This window comes from Aphanothece hegewaldii CCALA 016 (assembly GCF_003007785.1).
Taxonomy (GTDB): domain Bacteria; phylum Cyanobacteriota; class Cyanobacteriia; order Cyanobacteriales; family Microcystaceae; genus Chroococcus; species Chroococcus hegewaldii.
Map to the genome: position 1 here is coordinate 301,485 of NZ_PXOH01000001.1, position 24,281 is coordinate 325,765.

Below are 24,281 nucleotides of genomic sequence, written 5' to 3' on the forward strand. Positions count from 1 at the left end.
ATTAGTGCGTCTACCAGCAGAATGAACTCTATCTAGGGATAGAGACTAAATGGCTACTCCTCAAGATAGATCACCAAAAGACTAAAATAGTATTTATCTACAGCAAATTTTTAGAAAAATTCTGCTTTTGGTAACATGAATTATCTTGTTTTTTGATGTTTGTTTTTGGAAAGCCAAGGTTATGTCAGTATTTGGATTATCTGTCTTTTTTTTGGGTCAGTATATACCGCATGGTCATTGTTATCTTTGGCAAACGGGATTAGTATCATTGCACGTCACATCTGATGCAATGACAGCTTTAGCTTACTATTCAATTCCAGCAATGCTGATTTACTTTGTACGTCAGCGACAAGATGTTCCGTTTTCTAAACTCTTTTGGTTGTTTAGTTTATTTATTGCTGCCTGTGGTACGAGTCATGTCATGGAGGTTTGGACGCTTTGGTATCCCGTCTACTGGCTATCAGGAGCAATTAAAGCCATTACAGCGCTCGTCTCGGTTTATACAGCCTTAGAACTCTATCCCCTGATTCCACAAGCTTTAGCATTACCAAGTCCTGAACAAGTTAACAAGATTAATCAAGAGATTCAAGAAGCTTTAAAAGCGCAAATTGAGAGCGAAACCGATAAAGAACGTCTCGCCCTTTCCTTAGCTGCCGCAAAAACTGCCGCTTGGGATTGGAATCTTAAAACAAATAAAGTTTATTGGACACCCGAACATGAAATTATCTTTGGTTACGAACCTGGAATACCACACAGGACCTATGAAGATTGGGCGAACCGAGTACATCCAAAAGATATACATCGTCTAGAAGCAATAATCAAAAATGCGATTTTAAAACATCATGAAGTTTTTAGATGTCAATATCGCATTGTTTTACCCGATATGTCCCTCCGTTGGATTGATGCCGTTGGTCGTTTTTTGTTCGATGCTAAAGGAAATACGGTTCGCATGGTCGGCACTTTGAATGATATTACTGAAAAAAAATTAGCAGATGAAGCATTAAAAGAAGGTGAAGAGAGATTTAGGGCAACTTTTGAACAAGCGGCAGTCGGCATCGCTCATGTGGGTTTAACGGGTCAGTGGTTACGAGTGAATCAAAAAATTTGTGATATCGTTGGTTATACTCGTGAGGAACTCTTAGGAATGACTTTTCAAGATGTGACTTATCCTGAAGACTTAGAAACTGACCTAAATTATGCTAATCAATTATTAGCGGGAAGAATTTCTAATTATTCGATGGAAAAACGCTACATTCGCAAAGATGGTTCGTTGATCTGGGTAAATCTTACGGTTTCTTTCATTTATGATACGAATTTCAAAGCACAACCGAAATGTTTTATTAGTGTAATCGAAGATATCAACCAAAGGAAACAAGCAGAAGAAGAACTGAAATCCTTAAATAATATCCTTTTGCAGACGACTGATTTACTCCGAAAGAGGAATCAAGAACTCGATCAATTCGCTTATATTGTATCACATGACTTGAAAGCACCTTTAAGAGCGATCGCTAATTTGTCGGAATGGATTGAAGATGATTTAGACGGTCAACTCCCAGAAGAAAATCAACAACAAATGAAGCTTTTGCGACAGCGAGTTTATCGTATGGAGGACATGATCAATGGAATGTTAATTTATTCACGTGCAGGACGAGTAGAAGTTGCTCTAGAACCGATTTATATTAAAGATTTAATTGAAGAGGTCATTGATTCTCTGGCCCCTCCTAAAACTTTTAAAATTAAGGTTCCGTCCATCAACCCACAATTAATAACTAAACCATTACTTTTGAGTCAGGTTTTGGCTAACTTAATCAGCAATGCAATTAAACATCATGAAAGTCCCAATGGCTTAATTGAAATTTCAATTCAAGAGCTAGAAAATGCTTTCTTATTTGCGGTTTCTGATGATGGACCTGGAATTGCACCCGAAAATCATGACAAGGTTTTTGGAATTTTTCAAACTCTTAAACCGCGTGACAATACCGAAAATACTGGTATCGGTTTATCGATCGTTAAAAAAATTATTGAATCGGAAGGCGGTTCAATTAGTCTAGAGTCAGATATTGGTCAAGGCGCGACTTTCCGGTTCACTTGGTTGAAACACGTTATTAACTCACCTTCGATCAAGGAGAAAAAAATATAATTTAATTATTTTTTTTTAAAACTTTTAAAATGCCTAACCCGATTACTATTATAAAAAATAACTCAGCTTGGTCTAGATTACCAATTAGTTATAGAGGCGCGATTATTATTGCCATTCCAGCTATTTGTTTACTGGGAACGTTAGGGGCTTGGATTTGGTCACGCCAAATCGGTTTAAATACACTAAATCAGATCAATCATACCGAAGCGGTAATTAGTAAAAGTAATCAATTGCTAATGTCCCTCCTAAATGCAGAAACTGGGGTTCGTGGCTATCACATTAATCGAGAAGATGATTTTCTAATTCCTTATCGCTACGCTAAAACAAACATACCGACCATTCTACTAGAACTAGATAACTTATTACAGAATAACTTACAACAATCGGCAAAATGGAACGAAATTAAACGATTAGTTAATCAAGAAATGAATCTTCTTGAGCAAAAGATCTATGAACTTAGACTGCAACCAGAAGGAACATACTCACCTCGTGATCTGAGTTTACTCTCTCAAGGTAAACAGGTCATGGATTCGCTTCGTAGTACGATTGGACAGTTACAATCAGAAGAACAAACTTTACTAACTCGGCAACAGGAACAGTTAGAAAATTTTCGTAGAGTTATAACTTATATTCAATGGTCTTCTGCTTGGATTAGTGCGGCAGCTTATTGGGCGGCTGTATATTTATTTAATCGATTGGATCAAGATTTACGAGAACGAGAACTTCAACTGAGCGAAAGTAAAACATTTATTGAAACGATTACAACTAATATTGTTGATGCGGTTATCACCATCAACTACAAAAATCAAATAGAAACGTTTAATCCTGCTGCTACTGATATGTTTGGCTATCAACATTGTGATGTGATTGGACAAGATTTGACGCTTTTATTAATTGAACCTGATTTACCCATAGCAGAAAAAAAGGAAAAAGTCAATTTTTGGCATACTAATTTATTACAATCGGAGCGACGTTGGCAAACGACAGGATATCGTAAAGATCGAACAAGTTTTCCCCTAGAAATTTCAATTAGTGAACTCGAACCCGATGCCCAATTAATGATCATTATTCGGGATATTACCGCAACTGAAGAGGCTAAAGCTAAACTGCAATCACGGGCTGATGAATTAGCTCGTTTGAGTTCGATTTTAGCAAAAGCTAATACCGATCTCGAAAAACAAAACCAAGAACTCGATAAATTTGCTTATGTGGCTTCACATGATCTTAAAGCACCATTGAGAGCGATCGCAAGTCTTTCGGAATGGATTGAAGAAGATTTAACAGATGAACTTTCTGGGGAAACTCGTTATCAAATGACGCTTTTAAGAGGACGAGTTCACCGACTCGAAGAGTTAATTAATGGATTATTAGCCTATTCTCGCGTTGGCCGAGTTAAGAATGAAATAGAAATCGTTGATGTTAAAAAACTACTTAACGAAGTTATTGATAGTTTGTCTCCTCCAGATACTATTAAGATCACTATTGCTTCAGAAATGCCAATTTTAAGAACTCATAAAATACCTTTAAGACAAGTTTTTGCTAATCTAATTAGTAATGCAATTAAACATCGAGATTCTGCTGAAGGAAAAATTACTATTGCTGTCGAAGAGTTGGGCGAATTTTATAAATTTTCGGTTGCTGATGATGGTCCTGGAATTCCGTCCGAATTTCACGAAAAAATCTTTGCAATTTTTCAGACTTTATATCCTCGTGATACTAAAGAAAATACGGGAATCGGTCTATCAATTGTCAAGAAGATTTTAGATCATCAAGGCGGAATTATTGATATAGAATTAAATTCCGATTCAGGAACAACTTTTTATTTTACTTGGCCAAAGTGATTTTATCTTTAATACTTCTAGGGAATGATGGAAATTGCAGATGTAATTGGGTAGTTGACGCGAATATTAATATTGCCAGGGAATTTATTCCCTGTCTGATAGCTCAAGTCCGTTAAAACGGACTGAAATTTTTACCATGAGTCGGTTTTTACCGACGGGGCGTTTAAACTGGCGACGCAGGTTCGCTCCTACTGCCCCTCGACTTTAGCTGTGAGACAGTGAATTTATTCACTGGCGATACTGGCAATATTTATCGAAAAATTGGGTTGCTCTACCCCGTCATTTATGACGGCTTTGTGGTAGAATTTTGACACAGGAAAGGTAATCAACCTGTCTAAAAACCTAGTAGCCTAAACGGTTAACGCTGCACCTTGAAAATCAAAGATATCGGGTTCTGTCCAATTTTTCTAGCTCTTACCTATGGACAGGTAAAATCTTTGCAGGAACTAGACAATCAGCTTTGTACAGACGTGCCATGGCACGTCTCTAACAAACAAATTTTGGAGTAATCCAACTAGGGTAGGGCATACCCAAAGTTAAAGTAAGGGGAGAGAACCACCTCTGAATTAAATATCGCAAGGCATTTAATTTAAGTGGACTCGGTGAACCTTGAATCTCCCCCCGTAAAAGGGGGAGAGAATGTCAAATACTAACTATTACCTAAATAATGTAAATTAAAATTAATCTCTCTCGATAATGCCACCACCGAGTAACACTTCACCATCATATAAAACGGCGGCTTGTCCTGGAGTAATACCAAACTGAGGCTCATCAAAAACGAGTTTGATAGTACCATTTAAAAGCGGAATAACATTAACTTCTACCGCAGAGGTTCGATAACGTATTTGCACTTCGGCTCGAATGGGGGTAGACGGTTCGCTAATGGAAACCCAGTTAAGTCTACTCACAATACAATCTGATTTACCAGCATTGTCTCGACTGCCAACGACGACTCGATTCATCACTGGATCGAGATTAACCACATACAAAGGCTCTGGGGCAGCGATTCCAATACCTTTACGCTGTCCGATCGTATAATGATGAATCCCTGTATGCTTACCTAAAACTGTCCCGTCTAGGTCAACAATATCCCCTTCTGTGGGCTTGATATATTTGTCTAAAAAGTCGCGCATTGAGCCGTGTGCTTCGATTAAACATAAATCTTGGCTATCGGGTTTATCGGCTGTTTTAAGACCAAATTCTGTGGCAATACGTCGCGTTTCTTCTTTGGTTTGATTTCCTAATGGAAAAACAGATACAGCCAAAATATCTTGAGTTAAATCATACAAGAAATAGGACTGATCTTTATTGCGATCGACTGCCCGTAATAATTGATAGCGTTTACTGATTTCATCATATTGAATACGAGCATAATGTCCTGTGGCAATTTGAGTAACGCCAAGTTTTTCGGTAGCATAATGCAACATGGGGCCAAATTTCACCGCTTTATTGCATTGCGAACAGGGTAGGGGAGTTACTCCCGACTCATATCCTGATACCAAATAATCAATAATATTGGCTTGAAATACATCGCGGCTATCAACGATATGATGAGGAATGCCCAACTCTTCACACAAAGAAGCTGCATCTATCATTCCTTCTGAACAGCATTGACCCTTCCCTTTCATCAACCAGAGGGTTAATCCAATTACATCATATCCTTGATGGTGCAAAGTTGCAGCCGCGACAGAACTATCAACCCCACCCGATAAGCCGACGACGACTTTGTTCATAACTTGATTTCGTTTAAAAAATGCTCAATCTGTTTTATTCTACGTTAACATTTTTGTTTTGTGAATTTCAAAAGTACAGAACGTTAGAGATTCAATGTAAAGACGGTTCGGAATGAAGCGTCTCTACAGTCTTTTATCCTTGTAGTTTTTTATCTAATATTTGATTAGTCAATTTAGGATCAGCTTTACCACCAGATTTTTTAAGCACTTGTCCGACAAAAAATCCTTTAAGATTGGTTTTTCCGCTTCTGAATTTTTCGAGTTCTCCTGGATGTGCTGCAATTACTTCATCAATGATTTTCTCAATGGCAGTCGGATCACTTACTTGTATTAATCCTTTTTTTTCTACCAGTTCTTTTGCTGATCCGCCTTCTGTGAGTAGTTCAGGGAGAATATCTTTAGCAATCTTACCGCTAATTGTTCCTTTTTCAATCATGCTGACTAACTCAGCTAAAGAAGTGGGTGTCAGAGCAATTTCTGCGATCGCTAGTTTATTATTATTCAAATAAGCGGCGATATCTTGGGTGATCCAGTTGGCGACTAATTTAGCATTTGCCCCCGCATTAATAGCGGTTTCAAAATATTCAGCCACAGTGCGATCGTCTGTTAATACGCGTGCATCATAAGCCGATAAGCTAAATTCCGACTCGTAGCGACTCCGTTTTTGTGCGGGAAGTTCGGGTAATTCTGCTTTCCACCTGTTCAGTTGTTCGGATGTCACTTCAAGCGGTGGGAGATCTGGTTCAGGGAAATAACGATAGTCGCTAGAACCTTCTTTAGAACGCATACTGATTGTACGTTGGCTGCCTTCTTCCCAAAGACGGGTTTCTTGGGCAATTTTATCGCCGTTTTCTACTGCTTCGGTTTGCCGTTCGATCTCGTATTCTATGGCTTTTTGAATGGCACTGGTAGAGTTCATATTTTTAATTTCTACCTTAGTCCCAAATTTTTCTTGTCCGACGGGACGTATGGAAATATTTACATCACAGCGCATTGAGCCTTCTTGCATATTACCGTCACTGATGCCCAGATAACGCACCAAACGGCGCAATTCTTGGACGTATTCGGCGGCTTCAAGTCCGTTACGGATATCGGGTTCGGAGACGATTTCGAGTAATGGTACACCTGTTCGATTAAAGTCTACCAAAGAATAACTAGAACCTGCTAATCTATCACTTCCTGCATGAACTAATTTTCCTGCGTCTTCTTCCATATGGAGACGAGTAATACCGATGGTTTTACGGGTTATTTCTTTGGTTTTCTTGTCTACTAATTCTATTTCGAGGAAACCATGTTCGACGATCGGGAGATCAAATTGGGAAATTTGGTAATTTTTGGGTAAATCTGGATAAAAATACTGTTTACGGTCAAATTTACTGTAGAGCGCAATCTGGCCATTGATAGCTAATCCTAATTTTACCGCCGAGGCTAATACTTCTTCATTGAGAACGGGCAAAACACCTGGATAACCCAAACAGATTGGGCAAACATTTGTATTAGGTGGACTATCAAACTCTGTCGAACAATTACAAAATATTTTACTCTTCGTATTGAGTTGACAATGAGTTTCTAAACCGATAATGGCTTCGTATTCAGTTTTCGTCTTAACAGCAGTGACCATGAGTAATTTTTAAAATGTAGCTATCACAATAGTCTATTAGCTCTATTGTAGCTTTTCAACACCAAACATTTTTAAGAAATCTTGAGGCGTTAAAATAGGTATGTCATTGAATTTTTTTAAAACCAATAAATCCTGATCACCTGTAATAATAAATTCTGCTTGACTCGCTTGTGCTGTTCCTAAAATAACTAAATCATCAAGATCTCGCAACTCAGGAAGCTCAACCGATAAATAAGGTGAAGATTGAGATAATTCTTTGATAACAGTCAACAAATCTTCTACAGTTATTGCCAAAGATTGAATTTTAGATTTAAATTTAGTTCGTCGTAAGGTGTTTTCTAATTCTTGACGCAAACCATCAGAAACAAAAATAGTAATTTGCTGCTTCTTTGATAAATCTAGAATTAATCCAGGTCTCCCTCGCCATAGTAATCCAGAAACCCACACATTAACATCTAAAACTACTTTCATTATTCATTTTTGGCTCGCATTTCTCGTTTTACTTCTTTGACTATATCACTAATTTCTGAAAGGGTAGGTTGTTCGGGATCTTCTCCTAATTGTTCAATTCTTCGAGATAATTCCGACCAAGTTAAGGGTTTCTGAACTTTTTTTAAAACAATTGAATTTTCTATTACAGAAATTTCATATTTGTCCCCCTCTTGAATTTGACTTTGAATTTCTGGCGGTAAATTTAACTGACCATTTTCAGTAATCGTAATAATCATATTTGTACTCCTGAGCAGCAAATACACTCTCATTTAATTTACGAGAGTAGAAAGATTAAACTGACTGGTAACGCACACGCATTTCTAAATACACTAACAACGCGTTGATATCAGCAGGGTTTACTCCACCAATGCGAGAAGCTTGGCCAATGGTCGCGGGTTTAATTTTTGTTAATTTTTCTCTGGCTTCCATTGACAAAGTATCAATTTTCATGTAATCAATTTCATTAGATAAATGACGATTACTATGACGGCTAATTTGTTCGATTTGGTTTTGTTGCCGTTTGAGATATCCAGAGTATTTAAGATCAATTTCCGCGCTTTCTCTTTCGTTAATCGTTAAATTTGGATTTCCTAAACCATAGCGATCGAGATCAACATAGTGAAAATTAGGACGACGCAGGAGATCCGCTAGAGAAACTGAACCTTTGATCTTTTGTTGGGTATCAGTTGCGATCGCTATGCCAATTTCATCGCGTTCTTTGATTCGAGTTTCGTAGAGTCTTTCTTTTTCGGCAATAATATTCGCTTGTTTTTGTTGATAAATATTCCAACGGCGATCGTCAATTAAACCAATTTCTCGACCGAGTGGGGTTAGTCTTTCATCAGCATTATCCGATCGTAGCATTAACCGATATTCTGAGCGACTGGTCAACATCCGATAGGGTTCGCGTAGATCTTTCGTACACAAATCATCGACTAAAGTACCCAGATAGCTTTGTTCTCTGGGGAAAACAATCATTTCTTGTCCTTGAACGAAACGCGCTGCATTGATCCCCGCGACTATACCTTGGGAAGCTGCTTCTTCATATCCCGTTGTACCGTTGACTTGTCCCGCGCAGAATAACCCCTCAATCTTTTTCGTCATCAGGGTTGGATAACATTGGGTTGCTGGAATAAAATCATATTCCACCGCATAAGCAGGACGTAACATTACACACTTTTCTAGTCCTGGTAAAGTATGTAACATTGCTAGTTGAATTTTTTCGGGTAATCCTGTCGAAAAACCTTGGATATAAAGTTCAGGAATATCTCGCCCTTCTGGTTCAATAAAGATTTGATGGCTTTCTTTATCGGCAAATCTAACAATTTTATCTTCAATAGAAGGACAATAACGGGGGCCTTTGGAGTCGATGAAACCGCCATAAATTGGGGATAAATGTAAATTATCTTTAATCAATTGATGGGTTTCGGCGGTCGTTCGAGTTAAATAACAGTTCATTTGTTCTCGTTCGAGCCAAACTTCGGGATCAAAGCTAAACCAGCGTATTTCTGTGTCGGGGGGTTGGGGTTCTAATCTAGAATAATCGACTGTCCGTTTATCAACTCGTGCAGGGGTTCCCGTTTTGAGTCTTCCCGTTTCAAAACCCAATTGATTTAAAGTTTCAGTTAGTCCAATTGCCGCAAATTCGCCAGCGCGGCCAGCAGACATAGAGCGATCGCCGATCCAAATCTTACCTTGTAGAAAAGTTCCAGTTGTCAGGATCACGGTTTTAGCTTGAAAACAGCTACCAAAATAGGTTTGGATGCCGATCACTTGATCATTTTTCCCTAAGACTAAATCTGTGACCATTCCTTCACGGATCGACAGATTTTCTTGATTTTCGACAATATTTTTCATCACGGCTGCATATTCTCGCTTATCGGTTTGCGCCCGTAATGCCCAAACTGCTGGACCTCGTGAGTTATTGAGAAGGCGTTTTTGGAGATAAGTGCGATCGGCCATTTTCCCGATCTCGCCCCCAAGCGCATCGACTTCGTGGGTTAACTGAGACTTCGCTGGCCCACCGACTGCGGGGTTACAAGGTTGCCAAGCGATTTTGTCGAGATTTAGGGTGAGCATCAAGGTACGACAACCCAATCTAGCACAAGCTAAGGCCGCTTCACAGCCAGAATGGCCAGCACCAACAACAATTACATCAAATGCGTCTTGGAAGTCTACAGGGGGTCTGATGGTCATTTAAGTTCTCAGGTTTGGGAATTTAACCTAGATTTTTATTTTAGCTGAATCAGAGAAAGCTTGTTTGTTATTAAATCCTTACTTGAATTAGGTAGAAAGACCAAACTCATACTTAATCAATCATATACAAAATATTTAGTTTACCAAGAAAATTTTAGATTAAGACAATTTTCTAAATCTTCTTGATAAGGTTTAAAAAAATTATTTAAAAACTGTTTTAATTCTTCTTTTATTGGCGGATAAGAGCCTTGATTGTGAATTATATAAGAAGAGTAGGAATGATTAGATATTTCTAAAAAATTTAAAGTTTGCGATAAAATTTTTTGAGGTTGATTATATAAATCTTCGCTTGGCAAAATTAATAGTTGTTCTTTAGGAAAGATTTTTAACCACTGTTTAATATAATAAATATACAAGCTTCCAATAAAAAAACTAGATCTTTTAGTTTGATAATCTATATTAGTTAATGATTTAATTTTTTGCAGCTTTTTAAATTCTACTTTTATGACTTCTTCTAAACTTCGCTTTTCATATCCAGTGTTGACTTTATGATAATGCCAAGAGATAGCGCGTTCAACAGGATTTCTTAAAAGAACAATTAGCTTGACATGAGGAAATAGATTATAAATTCGTTCTGGAACATTGGGATAATCAAAATAGGCGGGTGTTGCCTCACCTGTAATAAAATCTGCGTTATCAGCTAGAGTTGGAAAATGAGATAAATACCACTCAATACCTTGTTGATAATGAACTGAAAAAAAGTTTAATTCTTTTTTGTGTGGTAAGATAACTTGGGGATGTTGACTTAAATATTCGTATAAAGAGGTTGTCCCACATTTAGCCGCTCCTATAATAATAAAATCTGGCCCTATTTCTTTTTTCTGTTTCCAATCGAGTGCAGCTAAACTTAAATTTGTTTGAATCGCTTTTTCGTAACTACTTGTTTGATAACACTGAATAGCCGCATCAAGTTTACCTCTTTGAGTTAAAAGATCTCCTAAATTGCCCCAAGCTAAAGCAAGATGAGGGTGATATTGAAGTATATTTTGATAAAACGTAATCATTAAATCTAGCTGTTCAGCAGTGAAAGGGATATATTGCAAATCGATATAAGCGAGTTGAAAATCACTATCTATTTTAATAGCTTGCTGATAGCAGTTGATGGCGGACTGAAATTCACTTTGGCTTCTAAACGCTCTAGCTAATTTATAATATTCATCAGCATCTTGAGAAGGAATTTTATTTAAAGCTTGGTTATATAAATTAAGAACATCTAGGGATATTTGTGATTGATAGGTAGTAAATTGAAACCCTAATCTGTATTGGGCGATCGCTTTTTCATAGTCACCCATATTAAAATAGATAAATCCAAGATTAAAATAAATAAAGGCAGGATTAGGATTAAGCTTTAGACTTTGTTCATAAGCTATAATCGCTTCGTTCCATTGCTCTTGATTTTGCCAAATTTGACCGATTTGATAGTAAGCCTTCCAATTTTGGGGCTGTAATTCAATTACTTTGTGATAGCAATTAATAGCATCTTGCCACTGTTGTAGGTTTATTAAAGAAAAAGCTAATTCAACATGGGCAGTTACAGAATCGGGATGCTTTTCTATCGCTTGCTGATATGTTAATTTAGCTTGTTGCCAGTTTTCCTGGATAATAAAAGCTTTTCCTAATTTAAGATAAATTGCGAGATGATGAAAATTATTTTGGATAGCCTCTTGATAGGTTTGTATGACTAAATTTTGGTTTTTTTGTTGAATAAAAATAGTCGTTAATTCTTCATAAACTTTTACAAAATCGGGTTTTAGCTGAATGGCTTGACGATAGCACTGACAAGCTTGTTCGAGCTTGCCGTATTTTTGTAATTTTTGACCTAATGTGTAAAGTTCTTCTGGTTTAAACCAGTTAGGTTCTAAATTCATGGCTATATACCATTTTTGAACTGCGTGCTTGGGTTTACCGCTAAGTTGAAGAACTCTAGCCAAATTTCGATAAGCCCCGGCAAATTGTGGATTTAGTTTTATTGCTTTACGATAATGAAAGATTGCTTTTCGCCAGTCTTGCTGATTTGCGTAAATATTTCCTATATTAACATAAATTTCGGCATTTTCGGGGTTTGCGGCAAGCTGTTGACGGTAATGACGAATTTCCTCTTGAAACTTTTTACTTTTTTCGTCTGTCATCATATTTTGGCATCCCAATCAAACTTTCTATTTAAATAATTTTCTAATTGCTGGTTGTAGGGTTGAAAAAAGTCTTCTAAACTCTTGATTACTTCTTGTGCTATGGGCTTGTAAGAACCAACATTACATATAGGATACCGTGAGTTTTCATAATTGGCTAGACCCAAAAAATTAAAAACTTCATCCATAATCTCTTGAGGTTTGCTATATAAATCTTCACTTTTTAAAATCAACAATTGTGATTGGTCAAAAAACGATAACCAATGTTGTAGATGAAAAACATATAAACTTCCGCCAATATGTCGAGGAAATTGATTAGTATTAGGGCTATGTAATTGAAATTCACTACAATTAGATATTTGCTCAATTGCTGAATTTATAATTGATTCTAAATCTCTTTTTTTTGCTCCTCTATTAATCATATGAAAATACCAAGAAATTGTCCTTTCAACAGGATTTCTTAATAAAACAATTAGCTTAATTTGAGGAAAGCACTGAGAGATACGAAGCGGTGTTTCAAAGCTTTCTAAATAATTAGGGCTGGCTTCCCCTGTATAAAAATCTTTATAATCGCTAATTCCAGGAAAATGAGACAAGTACCAATCAATTCCAAAGGAATAATTCTTATTAAAAAAATCAATTTCTTTTTTATGAGGTAGTAAAACTTGAGGATGCAGCCCTATATATTTATATAAAGAAGTTGTGCCACATTTAGCTGCACCAATAATTACAAAATCTGGCGGACATTCTTTTTTTAATTTATTGTCTTGCTGTGAAAGTTCAGGATGGGAACTACGAAGATTTTTTTTATTGCTTTTTCGATAACAAATCATCGCCTCTTTCAATTCTCCTTTTTGCGTCAGTGCATCTCCTAAATTTCCCCAGAGTACAGGATTATTTTCATGACTTTGTAGCATTTTTTGATAAAATTGAATCAGCGAATCTAACTGTTCTGGAGCAATTCGAGTATATTGGATAGCGGTATAAGCTGAACGAGAATAAGGATTTTTTTCAATCGCTTTTTGAAAACAGATAATTGCTTTTTGAAAGTAGCTAGACTTTCTCATTAATTTACCTAAGTTTAAATAATCCTGATGAGTAGTTTGAGGATTTGCGTCTAAAACCGTTTGGTAATTGTGAAAAATTTGCTTTTCAATTGGGGAGTTTTGAGGAGTAACCTCTAACATTTTTTTGTAGCAATCAATTGCTTGTTGGTATTGCCCTTGTTTGGCTAAGTTTAAACCAAGTGTTAAGTATTGCTCTGGCTGAATCGTCGGCTCATTTAAAAATGCTTCGTACCAGCATTGTACTGCTTCCGTTTGTTGTCCCATCATCATTAAAGCCCGTGTCATGTTGCGGTAAGTTATCGCATTATTCGGCTCGATTTGGATAGCTTTACGGTAAAAAGCGATCGCTACCTTCCATTTTTTTAAAAGTGCGAATAAACTTCCTAAGTTACAGTAAGCTTCAGCATTTGGCTCTTGTTTAATCTGTTTAAGGTAATATTTTATTGCTTCTACTATTTTTGGTGTTTGATCGGGTAATGTTTCCAACGAAATAACCTCAACTTTTTATCTTTTGAATAATAATTTGATGGGAATAATGAAAAATTTTAGCATGACGCTCAATATTTTTTAAAAAGGAAGACAATTGTATGGCTAGTTCTTGCCAATTGTTAGTCATCTCACGATTTGGGGACTTACTAAAAAAAATTAGTCCTTTTTCCTTAAGAACTTGCCAATAAAGCATTGCGTCTTCTTCTGTTATACCTGTATTTCTTGAGCGATCATTAACATTAATTAAATCAAAAAAATTGGTTTGATGATTAGCCAGTAGCTTACTGGCTTTTCCTTTCAAAAGTTTAACTCTTTCTTTGGCTGAAGTTTTGGCAATGTTATCTAAAAATATTTCACTAAATGCTTTGTCAATACAAGTTATTTGGGCGGATGAATCAGTTAAAATGTTATTAAGTAACCAACAAATAGACATTCCTTGCGAACTCCCAATCTCTAATACTTGACTTTCTCTGTGAGCAATAAGATGATTGAGATATTGTGTCCAAATAGGAATTTTAAAAGTAAAGTTATCTTGAGTAAAATAATAATCTTTGAGAGAACAGTCTAACCATCCTCTTAATTCACAAACTTTTTGATAATAAGTTTTTGCTTGATCTGTTTGTCCTAATTTAGAGTAACAATTAGCTAAATAAGCATAGAGCCACGAAGGATTATTTTTAATTTCTTTTAAAAATTGTTCACAACTTATTTTAGCCGCTTCCCATTGTTGAGTACGCATCTGAATTTTAATTACTTCTCGATAGGCTAAAGCAAAATTGGGTTTGATTTTTATACTCTTATCGAATTGCACAAGGGCTTGTTCTGGCTGATTTTGTTTGAGGTAAAGCATTCCTAATTTATAATATGCTTTAATTTGATTAGCATCTTGATCGAGCAATTGTAAGAGACATTTTTGCGCTTTTCCCAAATCTTTTTGCGCCGTAAAAATATCAGCAAGGTCATAATAAGAAGCCCAGAATTGAGGATTGGTTTGAATTGCCTGTTGGTGACAATTAATTGCTTGTTCAATTTGTCCTTGTTTGTAAAGTGCTTTCGCTAATTTATAACAATTACGTGGTGCGATTTGCTCTGAATTGAGCAGAAAAGCTTGATACCAATAGGTCATTGCTTTGTCAGTTTGACCAGATTTATTGTAAACCGCCGCTAAATTATCGTAAATTAAAGCACTGTCATTATATGAAAGAGATTTTTCATATGCGGCGATCGCTTTTTCTGACTCACTTAAAAAGTCATAAAGTTCCCCAATACTAAAATAAATTTCGCTTAAAGATGGCAACTCTGGTAAAGCTGAAGAACACCACCATCGAGAAGAATCAAAGAGTCCCATACTCTGTAGAATCTCACTAAGTTTTAAGCAAGCTAATTGCCAATTTTCTGAATATTCTATTGAATCGCCCAGTAGCTTTTCAACTGTTATAATGGCTTCACTCAAATAACTTGCAATCATAGAATTATAAAATCTAGATATGGGTCAAAAAATTTTCTTTAAAATATTGTAAAAAACCATTATCAGTGATAAAATATAATGGTATTAAGCTATTTCAATGAAAATTTATAGAGATGTCTTCCATTAAAATATATTTACTAATATTAGTCAATACAATTATTGGCTTAACATCTTGTCAGTCAGTTACTTCAGGGCAAAATACTTCCATTACCCCACCTGCATCAACAAAAGATAGACAGGAAGTAGCAGAGCCTAAAAGAAAAAGACAAGTACAACAGACTGAATCGATTAAGCAGTCACCAGTTAGATTAACAGTAAAAGGTAGTCAGATTTTTACACCAGAAGGCAAACTTATTGAATGGCGAGGTGTTAACTGGGGGTGGTGGGGATCAATACAGCCTCAAGATGGTGTGGAAACAGCTAAAATGGGTGCTAATGCGGTTCGTTTACCTTTTAAATGGTATTTTAGCGGAAAAAAAAGCGATATTCGAGATAGTAATGCTCCAGGTAATATTTCACCTGAAGGACTTGCACTTTTAGATAAATATGTCGATTGGTGTGTTCAACAAAAATTATGGGTTATTTTATCGGCTACTTCCGATGAAGGTGCGGGAGACAATGCGGAGAATTATTGGACGAATCCAGCGTTGAGAAAAGAATTTTTTGAAACATGGGCTTTTTTAGTTCAAAGATATAAAAATAAACCTTATATTGCTGCTTATGAGATTCTCAATGAACCTCACCCGCTCAGGAAGAAGTATGCTACTACAAAAGAGGTTCAAAAATTTTATCAAGAAGCTATAGAAGTCATTAGACAATATGACTCGACGACTCCTCTTATTGTCGGACCTAGTGATAACTATGATCTTAATCAGTTACCCAATATTTACATTAAAAACGATAAAAATTTAATTTATACATTTAATTATTATGAGCCTTCTGAATATGTTAAAACTAATCGACGAGAAGTTAAAGGACTTCCTTTGATCACTTATCCCGGTACTTTTCAAAATAGGCAAGGAGAAACTATTACTTTAAACAAAGAATATTTAGCTCGGCTTTTGCAACCTGCTGTAAAATTTCGTGAGCAATACAATGTTCCTCTGTTTGTCAATCAAGTCGGTGTTAGAAGTGAGGCTCCGGGACAACTTAAATACATTGCTGATGTTTTAGCTCTTTTTGACCAGTATAAAATTCCTTATACCTATTGGACGTTTAAAACCGAAGAGGATCAAAGTCAACAGGGTCTTTATTGGTTAGATGAGAAAGGAAATTATCAGCCTAAAACTGAGCTTATTGAGTTGCTCAAAAAATCGTTTTCACGTCGTTAATTAAAGTTTAAGTAACAAATTTCTATTTAATTTGTTCTATACTTTCTATTTGTCGAGTTAACTGTTCGGTAATTAAACTAAAGACCGTTCGTTGTTCTCGGACTTGAATTTTGATGGTGATTCCCATTCCTGACTGTAATTTAAGCTTTTTATTATCGACAGCCAAAAATTGTTGAGCTAATTTAACTTTAATTGGAAATCGATAGAATTTATATTCATTATCTGGAGGTAAAGCATCAGAACCAATAAACTCTAATTTGCCAGTAATTTCGCCAAATTCTGTATAAGGAAAAGAATATATTCTAACCTTACAATTCATTCCTTTTCGGAGAAATCCAATATCTTTATTAGTAACATAGGCTTCAGCAATTAGATAATCTTGAGGAACAATTTTTAGAATTGCTGCACTAGGACCAAGATTAGGTATAAATCCTGGAACTGCATTCATCTCAAAAATTGTCCCCGAAATTGGGGCGCGGACTTCTTGATATTGTAAAGTTTGCTTAATTCTATCAGTTTGGCTATCAAGTTCGGCTATTTTCTTTTTGTTCTCAACAATTCTTCGATTAATTTCGCTATCAAAATTAGCGATCGCTTGTTGATTTTCTGTTATTTTTTGCAAAATATTTTTGCGCGTTAATGCAGTGGTATTCTTTAGCTCCTCTCTAGCTTGTTCAATTCCATAATCGATACGCTTTTGTTCTTCTTGTAATTGTTCAATCTTCGTTTTTTGTGACTCTAACTGTTGTTCTTTTTCAAAATATTGTAGGCGTGAAAAACCTCCTTCTTCAACTAAAGGTCTAATTTCATCTAAAATTTGTTGTGTACCTTGAGCTTGCATTCGAGCTTCTTTAATCTGCACTTGATTACTACTAAATTGTTTTTGTAACTGAGAAACTTTTAAGCGAGCCGCCGCTTCACGAGTTTCTAACTCAGTTTGGACAGCTTGCAGTGTATATAACTGTTGAGGTGTTAATTTTTGATTTTTAGTGCGATTCCCTAATTGGGCTTGCAATAATTCATTTTCAGCGAGCAATTCATCTCTATTTCTTGCCAAAGATGCAATCTCTATTGGGATATTACCAGAATTTCCATCGATTTCTAAAGAGGAATTTTTCAGAGAAGGAGTCATCAAATTCATGTAGAACTTATTTTCTTGAAGCAGAGATTGGCGCACATTTTGAAGTGATTTAAACTCAGCTTTCGATGAAGTAGAATCCAAAACTAATAGTAAATCACCTGCTTTTACAGGTTGCCCTTCTTTAACTAAAACTTTTGTAACTACTGCTTGGGTTCCATTTACTGGTACACTAACTTCTCTAACTTTGTTCTGAGGCTTAAGCTGCCCATCAGCCGAAATTACTTGCTCTAGATTAGAAACATAAGCCCAGCCGACAAAACTTGCCAACAATCCAAGAATAAGCCAAATGGTCGCTCTAGACCACTTTGAAGATTGATTTAATAAAACTGTTTGCTTAAATTGTGGTTTATTAAAAGCACTCATCTAATAACTCCATTTAAAAACCGTTACATTTCTCTAGATCTAAAAAATATTTTAATGTTTTGCGGATTGCTCTGCTTGTCGATTTTTGCTCAGTGGATGAGGTTTCAACTTTCTTACAGAGTAAATCTAAGCCTATTTTTGATTTAAACACCGCCCTTTCAAACTTTTGTTAACTAAATTTTACACAATACATTGATACACAACACATTGATGTACAGTACATACAACATAAGCTAAATCTACTGAGATTAGGCTAAATTAAAAAACATTAGCGGCTTAAGCAACAAATTCAACAACTTAACAATTTTTTGCTTCAAATGTTTACTTTGATATTATATTCGCTCTCTTGAAAAAATGGGACAATTTCTAAGACCAATGGAAAATTATTGATAAAAATTACAAAAATTGTTGCTATATCGAGTTTTTTATGCTATGTTTTACGTGGTTTTTAGGAAAAAGGCCAAAAAATCCATAACTGACTTAGTTGGTCTAATCTTAAATGCTTTTTTCTTAAAACAAATTTTTAAAATTCATTTTAAGAAAAAATTGAGCGATAAAAACAATTAATATACAAGCTATGTTAATTGATGGATCTCAAAAACTTTTGGTATATTATTTAACAATAAATTGTTGAGTTTAAAAACTGTGTCTAGTCCCGAAATTAGTGTAATTATTCCTAGTTATAATGGCGAGCGTTACATCGTTCAAGCCATTGATAGTGTAAGGATTCAACAAAACTGTAGCTATGAAATTATCATCATTGATGATGGGTCTACAGATCAAACACGAGATGTTTTGCAATCCTATAATAACCAAATTCATTATGTTTATCAAGATAATCAAGGAGTATCGGCGGCTCGAAATAAAGGAATAGAACTATCGCGGGGTGAATTTATTGCTTTTTTAGATGCCGATGATTATTTTCTTCCAGATAAATTAGCTGCACAACTAGCTGTTTTTAAAGCTCAACCTGAACTAGGAATTGTACATAGTGGTTGGTGTCGCGTCAATTCTCAAGGAAACCCAATCGTAGATGTATGTCCTTGGCAAAATGTTCCTAATCTAGATTTGGAAAGTTGGCTAATTTGGAAACCTGTATTACCAAGTGCCATGATGTTTCGCCGAGAATGGCTTGTCAAAGTTGGTGGTTTTGATTCTCGGTTTCCGCCAGCAGAAGATACTGAACTAATTCTTAGATTAGCTCTCAAAGGATGTCAAGCGAATTGGCTACGAAAAATTACGGTTTGCTATCGTCAGCACGAACAGAGTTCGACAAATCAAGGATTACCGCAAGCTCGCTCCTTAACAAATGTTATAGAGCATTTTTTTTCTCAACCTGATTTACCAATATCAATTCGTTTCATCGAAAAACGAGTTCGATATGGAACTTTTGTCTGGATTGCTTGGTATCTTTATTCTACGGGTCATCCTGCACTGATGGCTGAATATTTAAAAAAAGCTTGGTTGAGTAAACCTTACCTGCCAACAGATAGCATTATTAACTGGATAGAAAGTTTTAGTAAATATTCTTCTAATTTGGGAGAGACTTTTGATGCTTATTGTTTTACCTCTTTACCTGAATGGCAAGATTTAACTAAATGGCTGATTGCTTATATAGAAACTGAATCATTGAGTACAACTTCTAATGCTAGTTTTAGCAACTTGATATCTAACCAAATATCTTCCGTTAAAGAAGATTGATACATTAGCTTGCGTAGAGGTGTACAATCAAAATTTTTGCCTTTAATATAATAATGTTGTAGTTCTAGCTCCACAGAGATCACCCAGTAGTCAGTTCTTATATAATTCGGTGAGAAAAATTCGATAATTTTAGTTCCAGGACGACAAAATATTAAGTTAGTTAATCCGCCGCCATGAGGTGCAACAATTATTTCTGCATTTTGAAACATATTGACTTGTTCGGCGAGGGAATATTGTTCAGGAAAAACAGTCAAAAATCCCATAGATTCTAAAAGCTGTTTAACTTCTATTTCATTGATTATCTGTCGATGATTTGCATTAGAGCGACTGATATATAGCCTTTTTGGAGATGTCAAAGATGTGGTGTTAGATGAGTTAAAAAAATGATTTCTTAAAAAATTAATACTTTCTGGCGTTGCCCAGTGGGGATGTCCTGGAAAAGATGGAATAATTAATTTAGTGGCTTGAATATAAGGATATTGATCACTACTTAAGAGTTGTTCACTCTTAATGCCCAATTTTGTTAAAGTTTCTCGTTGGAAGTCTTGTTCGATAGTATTAATTAAATACCAATCTACAGGCTCGTCGGCCCAATTACTACGCTGTAAAATATTCAGCCTTGGTAAGATGTCCATCATCCAGTGATAGTACATATGACCTGACAAGCCCGTTAAAGCGACTACTGTTCCTTGGATTGATTTTAAAGGGGGTAAAACGTTTCTTCTAAACATACCATGAATTGCGGGATCATGTTTTTGACAGCCAGGTAAATACCAAGGATAATCGCGGGAGAGATCACTAAGTAAATAGTTATCAGGTGTGATTACAGCAATGGCTTTACAAGGCATCCAAGAACTTTTTTTTGGGGTTGTCCACAGGCGACCTTCTGGCATGGAAACAACAAATGTAGAAGGATAACTCAGTGGCATGGAAGCGGGTTTAATAACCTGATATACGCCACTAGCAATTGCAATAGGTTCAAACTGATGACAAAGATCTGTCATACAAGAGTTACAATTAATCCCTTGACAGGAAGGGGGCGAAACTTGAGGAGATAAAGCAGAGGGAGTTTCTTCAACAGTTTTTATAGATGTCTCACAAGAGTGATCAATTATTTGATAATGACAGTCAGCTATCTTAGTTCGAGAAATCCAATTTTGTGTAAATTCAAAAATTCCTTGAGGCAGTTGCAGAGGTTGATTGATAAAAGGAGAGGGAAGTAAAGGAACAGTAAATTCTTTATTCGATTGTAAAACTTGCTCATAATAGTGTAATGCTTCTGCAAAACGTTGTTGAGAAGCTAACAAATTTCCTAAACTAAAATTAATGTGGGCATGAGTTTTATCAAGTGTTAAACCCAGTTGATAAATAGCGATCGCTGCTTCCGTTCGTTGCTGTTTGATTAAAGTATTTCCTAAATGCCAGTATAAATCGATATTTTGAGGTTGTGCTTGAATTGCTTTTTGATAATAGGATTCAGCGCGTTTATCTTCGTACACCGCACTAAATACATCGCCAAAAGCGCGATAAGTTTGTTCCAATTTGTTGAGATTGAGCGAAATATCGGACGATTGTCGTAAATTTTGTAAGAAGTCAATACAAGTTAATTGAGCTTTATCTAATAAATTATCTTCATGCAATTGATGGGTACGCTGACAGTAATTATCAATCCATGTTGGTTGTTGAATAATAGCTTGGCGAAGGCAATCTATAGCTTGTCTGAGTTTACCCTGATTTATTAATATATTGCTGTAATGACCGTAAGCTCTTAAATTATTTGGCTCAAGCTCAATTACTTTTTGAAAATGAGTAGCGGCAGAATAATCATCGCCTCGTTGTTTCCATAAATAGCCTAAATTATAATGAGCCGAAGCCAGATGGGGGTCTAAATTTATTGCTTGCTCAAAAGCTGTAAATGCTTGCTCGATTTGCTCGGACTCTAAAAAAGTTCGACCCAAGTTATTGTAGATAACTGCTGAATCCGAACCTATTTCTAAGGCTTGTTGATAGATTAAAATCGCTTCAATAAAAGCTTTTTGTTTAGCTAAAACATAACCTAAGTTATTATAAATTCTCGCATCTTTAATTTTATTATTAATGGCTTGCCGATAAATAGCAATTGCAATTTTTGGGCTTCCCTTGAGTTCCCAAAGCATCCCTAAGCTAAGATGAGCTTCTACGTGCTGTTGGTTTTGAGTTATGGCATCTTGATAGCTGTGAGTTGCTTCCTCCCAGTATCCTAGTTGTTCCAATAATAACCCCAATTGATAAGATAGCTCATCTAATTGGAAGCATTCGGCTAATCCTTTTCTGTAACGTTCAATGTCTACCAATTGTCATCCTGCTCATAACCTAGTTTTTGTAATAGTTTAGGGTATTCTTGTTTAAAAACTGCTTTGTGGTGGTTAGTAAAGTAGTTTTTCCAATCACCAGAAATACCCTGATCAAAATAATTGTTTTTGTTTTCTTCTCCTTGCTGTTCTAAATTTTTTTTAATGCTTAATTCATCGACAATTTTTAATGCTTGTTCAATTTCATCAGGCTTAAAACCATATTTTAAGAAAATTTGCTTAAAAACACCTTGTTCATCTTTAACCAAATCTTCTAATCGAATCTCAATAAAATTTGGATTATTGTAATCCCAGTTAATTAGCTCTTGAAAAGTTTTTTTAATTCGCTCCATTTCTAACTTAATACCTTCGTCTTGAGAAACCGAGTTTAAGACTTCTTGATAGCTTTTGCCATCATACTTTTTTTGTTTTTTGTGACACCACTTTTCCGATGTCCAGAGATGATAAAAATAGCCAGAAATAACCATATATCGAGGATCACGAATGATATGAGAACCGACAAAAGGCGGAAGCTCTGTTAAATTAACCTGACTATGTTGTTGCATAAAAATTTTGGTATCTGGGTTTAATTCATCTTGATTACAGCTTTGAAATTTCCAACCAAACTCTTTAGCAATACCTCGTAATATGTTAGCAAAAAAATTCGTAGCTACTTGATGATAAGAGCAATGAACAATTAAACGCTCTGGTTTGACATCAAAGGATTTTTTAGGAATGAGCAAAGATAAAAAATCAAGGTCAATTTGAAACTCATTGGCTAAATCGTTAATGGAATGTGTATTCAATAGTTGACGAGCTTTTTTTTGTCCCGAAGCATCTATAATTAATTTAACATAATTGTTGTTTTTCAGTAAACAAAGCACTTCGTATCCTTGTTCCGAAGCTTTAACAGCTAAAAAATGTTGAACTTCTTTTACACGCTCTTGTGTTAAATATCCATTTTTATCTTTTAGATAAAGGGGAGTGTTACCAGATCTACTAATAAAGATTCCTTGAGAATCACTTGAAATAATTAATTCACTCATAGTCAAGTTAGTTTAAAGAAACTGTTTAAGATAGAGGTATTTATAAATTTTGTCAAAATTTGCACCGCGTGATTGCTCCAATATAATCGAATACTAAATTAAAATATTTGTGACGATATTCAATTAATTCTTTAATATAGCGAACTTTAAGTTTATATTTAAACGGTTCAAAACAAGAAATTTAGAGCGCATAAATTACTTTTTAAACTCTAAATAATCATTAAAAATTTGAAGCTCGCTGAAAAATATCTTTTTAAGAATTTGCCTTGATTCAATATTGTAGTAAATTATGTAAGGCTCCTGCTTAGATATTTTCTGACGAGCTTAGTTTTATATTTAGTAATCCCAATTGCCTTGTTCAAAAATTTTACCAGCTATAAGCTGATGACAAGGAAGTTTAAACAAACTGTTTAAGATAGGGATAGTTATTAATTTCCTCAAAATTTGCACAAATACTACCCCAATCATCCAGCATTTTTTCACTTCCACCACTATAATCAAAATCTTCTGGAAGTTGGGAAGCTCCAAGATAATCAAATACTTGATTAAAATATTTATAACGCTCTTCAATTAATTCTTCATAATTAATCTGCAAAAAATTATTCTTAGTTAGTTTTTTAGCAAATTTATGAAGTCTTTGAGATTTTTGCTCAAATCTTTTTGTTAATTCTTCTAATTTATCAAAATCAAAATCTATGGGACGCAGCTTTTCTTTATCATCTTTATCGGGTTGATATCGATTTTTTTCACGAGTGTTAACTATTAATTCTTTAACCACGTATAAAGAGCGAGCTTGCAATAAAGGATTCTTTCTCAGCAAAAGAATTACTTTATATTCACTAATATCTACTTCTTTTAAAAAATCATCTACTTCAAGATTATATTTGAATGGCTCAATTGTTGATCCTAAAACTTTAACTTTTTGAAGATCTTTTTCATCTTTTACTTTTTTGGGTAAGCCTTTATTAAAAAACTCTTTAAAATATTGTATTTTCTCTGCTGTAGATTGATCTTTAATATGGTTCAAAAACTCATTTTTACACAACACTTCAGGGTGAGAATTTAGAACTTTGCCAAACATGGTAGACCCTGATCTGGCTAACTTAAGAACAAAAAATTTAGATTCGATCATT

The 24,281-nt window shown here is 35.3% G+C and carries 16 protein-coding genes; 4 read left to right on the top strand and 12 right to left on the bottom strand.

Annotated features, from left to right (window positions below):
* Nucleotides 1-181 precede the first annotated feature (181 nt).
* Both C7H19_RS01440 and C7H19_RS01445 read left to right on the top strand, forming a co-directional pair.
* Complete coding sequence (locus tag C7H19_RS01440) at nt 182-2,140, top strand: sensor histidine kinase (RefSeq protein ID WP_106455099.1); 1,959 nt, start codon at nt 182-184, stop codon at nt 2,138-2,140.
* A gap of 29 nt (nt 2,141-2,169) precedes the next feature.
* Entirely contained in the window at nt 2,170-3,981 is a 1,812-nt protein-coding gene (locus C7H19_RS01445; protein ID WP_106455100.1) for a sensor histidine kinase, read from the top strand.
* Nucleotides 3,982-4,661: 680 nt separating this feature from the next.
* On the opposite strand, the gene mnmA is transcribed toward C7H19_RS01445, so the two are convergent.
* The 8 genes from mnmA to C7H19_RS01485 all read right to left on the bottom strand — a co-directional run bounded on the left by mnmA (nt 4,662) and on the right by C7H19_RS01485 (nt 15,236).
* On the bottom strand, nt 4,662-5,714 hold the full coding sequence (mnmA, locus tag C7H19_RS01450; protein ID WP_106455101.1) for a tRNA 2-thiouridine(34) synthase MnmA: 1,053 nt from the start codon (nt 5,712-5,714) through the stop codon (nt 4,662-4,664).
* 133 nt (nt 5,715-5,847) lie between these two features.
* Complete coding sequence (gene gatB / locus C7H19_RS01455; protein ID WP_106455102.1) at nt 5,848-7,335, bottom strand: Asp-tRNA(Asn)/Glu-tRNA(Gln) amidotransferase subunit GatB; 1,488 nt, start codon at nt 7,333-7,335, stop codon at nt 5,848-5,850.
* 42 nt (nt 7,336-7,377) lie between these two features.
* Nucleotides 7,378-7,806, bottom strand: a complete 429-nt coding sequence (locus tag C7H19_RS01460; protein WP_106455103.1) for a putative toxin-antitoxin system toxin component, PIN family — start codon at nt 7,804-7,806, stop codon at nt 7,378-7,380.
* Nucleotides 7,806-8,063 (bottom strand): AbrB/MazE/SpoVT family DNA-binding domain-containing protein, encoded by a 258-nt coding sequence (locus C7H19_RS01465; RefSeq protein ID WP_106455104.1) that lies wholly within the window; start codon nt 8,061-8,063, stop codon nt 7,806-7,808. The genes C7H19_RS01460 and C7H19_RS01465 overlap by 1 nt, the downstream gene beginning before the upstream one ends.
* Nucleotides 8,064-8,118: 55 nt before the next feature.
* A complete protein-coding gene (gene mnmG / locus C7H19_RS01470; RefSeq protein WP_106455105.1) occupies nt 8,119-10,023 on the bottom strand; it encodes a tRNA uridine-5-carboxymethylaminomethyl(34) synthesis enzyme MnmG in 1,905 nt (634 codons plus the stop codon).
* 140 nt (nt 10,024-10,163) lie between these two features.
* On the bottom strand, nt 10,164-12,215 hold the full coding sequence (locus C7H19_RS01475) for a tetratricopeptide repeat protein (protein ID WP_106455106.1): 2,052 nt from the start codon (nt 12,213-12,215) through the stop codon (nt 10,164-10,166).
* Nucleotides 12,212-13,765, bottom strand: a complete 1,554-nt coding sequence (locus C7H19_RS01480) for a tetratricopeptide repeat protein (RefSeq protein WP_106455107.1) — start codon at nt 13,763-13,765, stop codon at nt 12,212-12,214. Before C7H19_RS01480 ends, C7H19_RS01475 begins: the two co-directional genes overlap by 4 nt.
* Before the next feature lie 10 nt (nt 13,766-13,775).
* Nucleotides 13,776-15,236, bottom strand: a complete 1,461-nt coding sequence (locus tag C7H19_RS01485; RefSeq protein WP_106455108.1) for a tetratricopeptide repeat protein — start codon at nt 15,234-15,236, stop codon at nt 13,776-13,778.
* Nucleotides 15,237-15,349: 113 nt separating this feature from the next.
* Between C7H19_RS01485 and C7H19_RS01490 the strand changes: the two genes are divergently transcribed.
* Nucleotides 15,350-16,567: a glycoside hydrolase family 5 protein gene (locus C7H19_RS01490; protein WP_106455109.1), complete on the top strand. Its 1,218-nt coding sequence runs from the start codon at nt 15,350-15,352 to the stop codon at nt 16,565-16,567.
* A gap of 22 nt (nt 16,568-16,589) precedes the next feature.
* On the opposite strand, the gene C7H19_RS01495 is transcribed toward C7H19_RS01490, so the two are convergent.
* The gene (locus C7H19_RS01495) at nt 16,590-18,071 is read right to left on the bottom strand and encodes a beta-barrel domain-containing protein (RefSeq protein WP_106455110.1); all 1,482 of its coding nucleotides are present in this window, start codon (nt 18,069-18,071) and stop codon (nt 16,590-16,592) included.
* A 645-nt stretch (nt 18,072-18,716) separates the two neighbouring features.
* Here C7H19_RS01495 and C7H19_RS01500 point away from each other — a divergent pair.
* Nucleotides 18,717-19,772, top strand: coding sequence for a glycosyltransferase (locus C7H19_RS01500; protein ID WP_245927208.1), 1,056 nt, complete (start codon nt 18,717-18,719; stop codon nt 19,770-19,772).
* Here C7H19_RS01500 and C7H19_RS01505 read toward each other — a convergent pair.
* From C7H19_RS01505 to C7H19_RS01515, 3 genes are all read right to left on the bottom strand, one after another.
* A complete protein-coding gene (locus C7H19_RS01505; protein WP_106455112.1) occupies nt 19,682-22,105 on the bottom strand; it encodes a glycosyltransferase 61 family protein in 2,424 nt (807 codons plus the stop codon). The two genes, C7H19_RS01500 and C7H19_RS01505, sit on opposite strands and share 91 nt — an antisense overlap.
* A complete protein-coding gene (locus C7H19_RS01510; protein ID WP_106455113.1) occupies nt 22,099-23,148 on the bottom strand; it encodes a sulfotransferase domain-containing protein in 1,050 nt (349 codons plus the stop codon). The genes C7H19_RS01505 and C7H19_RS01510 overlap by 7 nt, the downstream gene beginning before the upstream one ends.
* Before the next feature lie 397 nt (nt 23,149-23,545).
* Nucleotides 23,546-24,280 carry a sulfotransferase domain-containing protein gene (locus C7H19_RS01515; protein WP_106455114.1) on the bottom strand — a complete coding sequence of 245 codons (735 nt, stop codon included), beginning with the start codon at nt 24,278-24,280 and terminating at the stop codon, nt 23,546-23,548.
* Between the last annotated feature and the right edge of the window lies 1 nt (nt 24,281).

Excerpts from the sequence above, each read along its gene's own strand:
- C7H19_RS01485 (WP_106455108.1), bottom strand. The coding sequence starts at position 15,236 with ATGATTGCAAGTTATTTGAGTGAAGCCATTATAACAGTTGAAAAGCTA.
- C7H19_RS01440 (WP_106455099.1), top strand. The coding sequence starts at position 182 with ATGTCAGTATTTGGATTATCTGTCTTTTTTTTGGGTCAGTATATACCG.
- C7H19_RS01490 (WP_106455109.1), top strand. The coding sequence starts at position 15,350 with ATGTCTTCCATTAAAATATATTTACTAATATTAGTCAATACAATTATT.
- C7H19_RS01495 (WP_106455110.1), bottom strand. The coding sequence starts at position 18,071 with ATGAGTGCTTTTAATAAACCACAATTTAAGCAAACAGTTTTATTAAAT.
- C7H19_RS01515 (WP_106455114.1), bottom strand. The coding sequence starts at position 24,280 with ATGATCGAATCTAAATTTTTTGTTCTTAAGTTAGCCAGATCAGGGTCT.
- C7H19_RS01465 (WP_106455104.1), bottom strand. The coding sequence starts at position 8,063 with ATGATTATTACGATTACTGAAAATGGTCAGTTAAATTTACCGCCAGAA.
- gatB (WP_106455102.1), bottom strand. The coding sequence starts at position 7,335 with ATGGTCACTGCTGTTAAGACGAAAACTGAATACGAAGCCATTATCGGT.
- C7H19_RS01475 (WP_106455106.1), bottom strand. The coding sequence starts at position 12,215 with ATGATGACAGACGAAAAAAGTAAAAAGTTTCAAGAGGAAATTCGTCAT.
- C7H19_RS01460 (WP_106455103.1), bottom strand. The coding sequence starts at position 7,806 with ATGAAAGTAGTTTTAGATGTTAATGTGTGGGTTTCTGGATTACTATGG.
- mnmG (WP_106455105.1), bottom strand. The coding sequence starts at position 10,023 with ATGACCATCAGACCCCCTGTAGACTTCCAAGACGCATTTGATGTAATT.
- C7H19_RS01510 (WP_106455113.1), bottom strand. The coding sequence starts at position 23,148 with ATGAGTGAATTAATTATTTCAAGTGATTCTCAAGGAATCTTTATTAGT.
- C7H19_RS01445 (WP_106455100.1), top strand. The coding sequence starts at position 2,170 with ATGCCTAACCCGATTACTATTATAAAAAATAACTCAGCTTGGTCTAGA.
- mnmA (WP_106455101.1), bottom strand. The coding sequence starts at position 5,714 with ATGAACAAAGTCGTCGTCGGCTTATCGGGTGGGGTTGATAGTTCTGTC.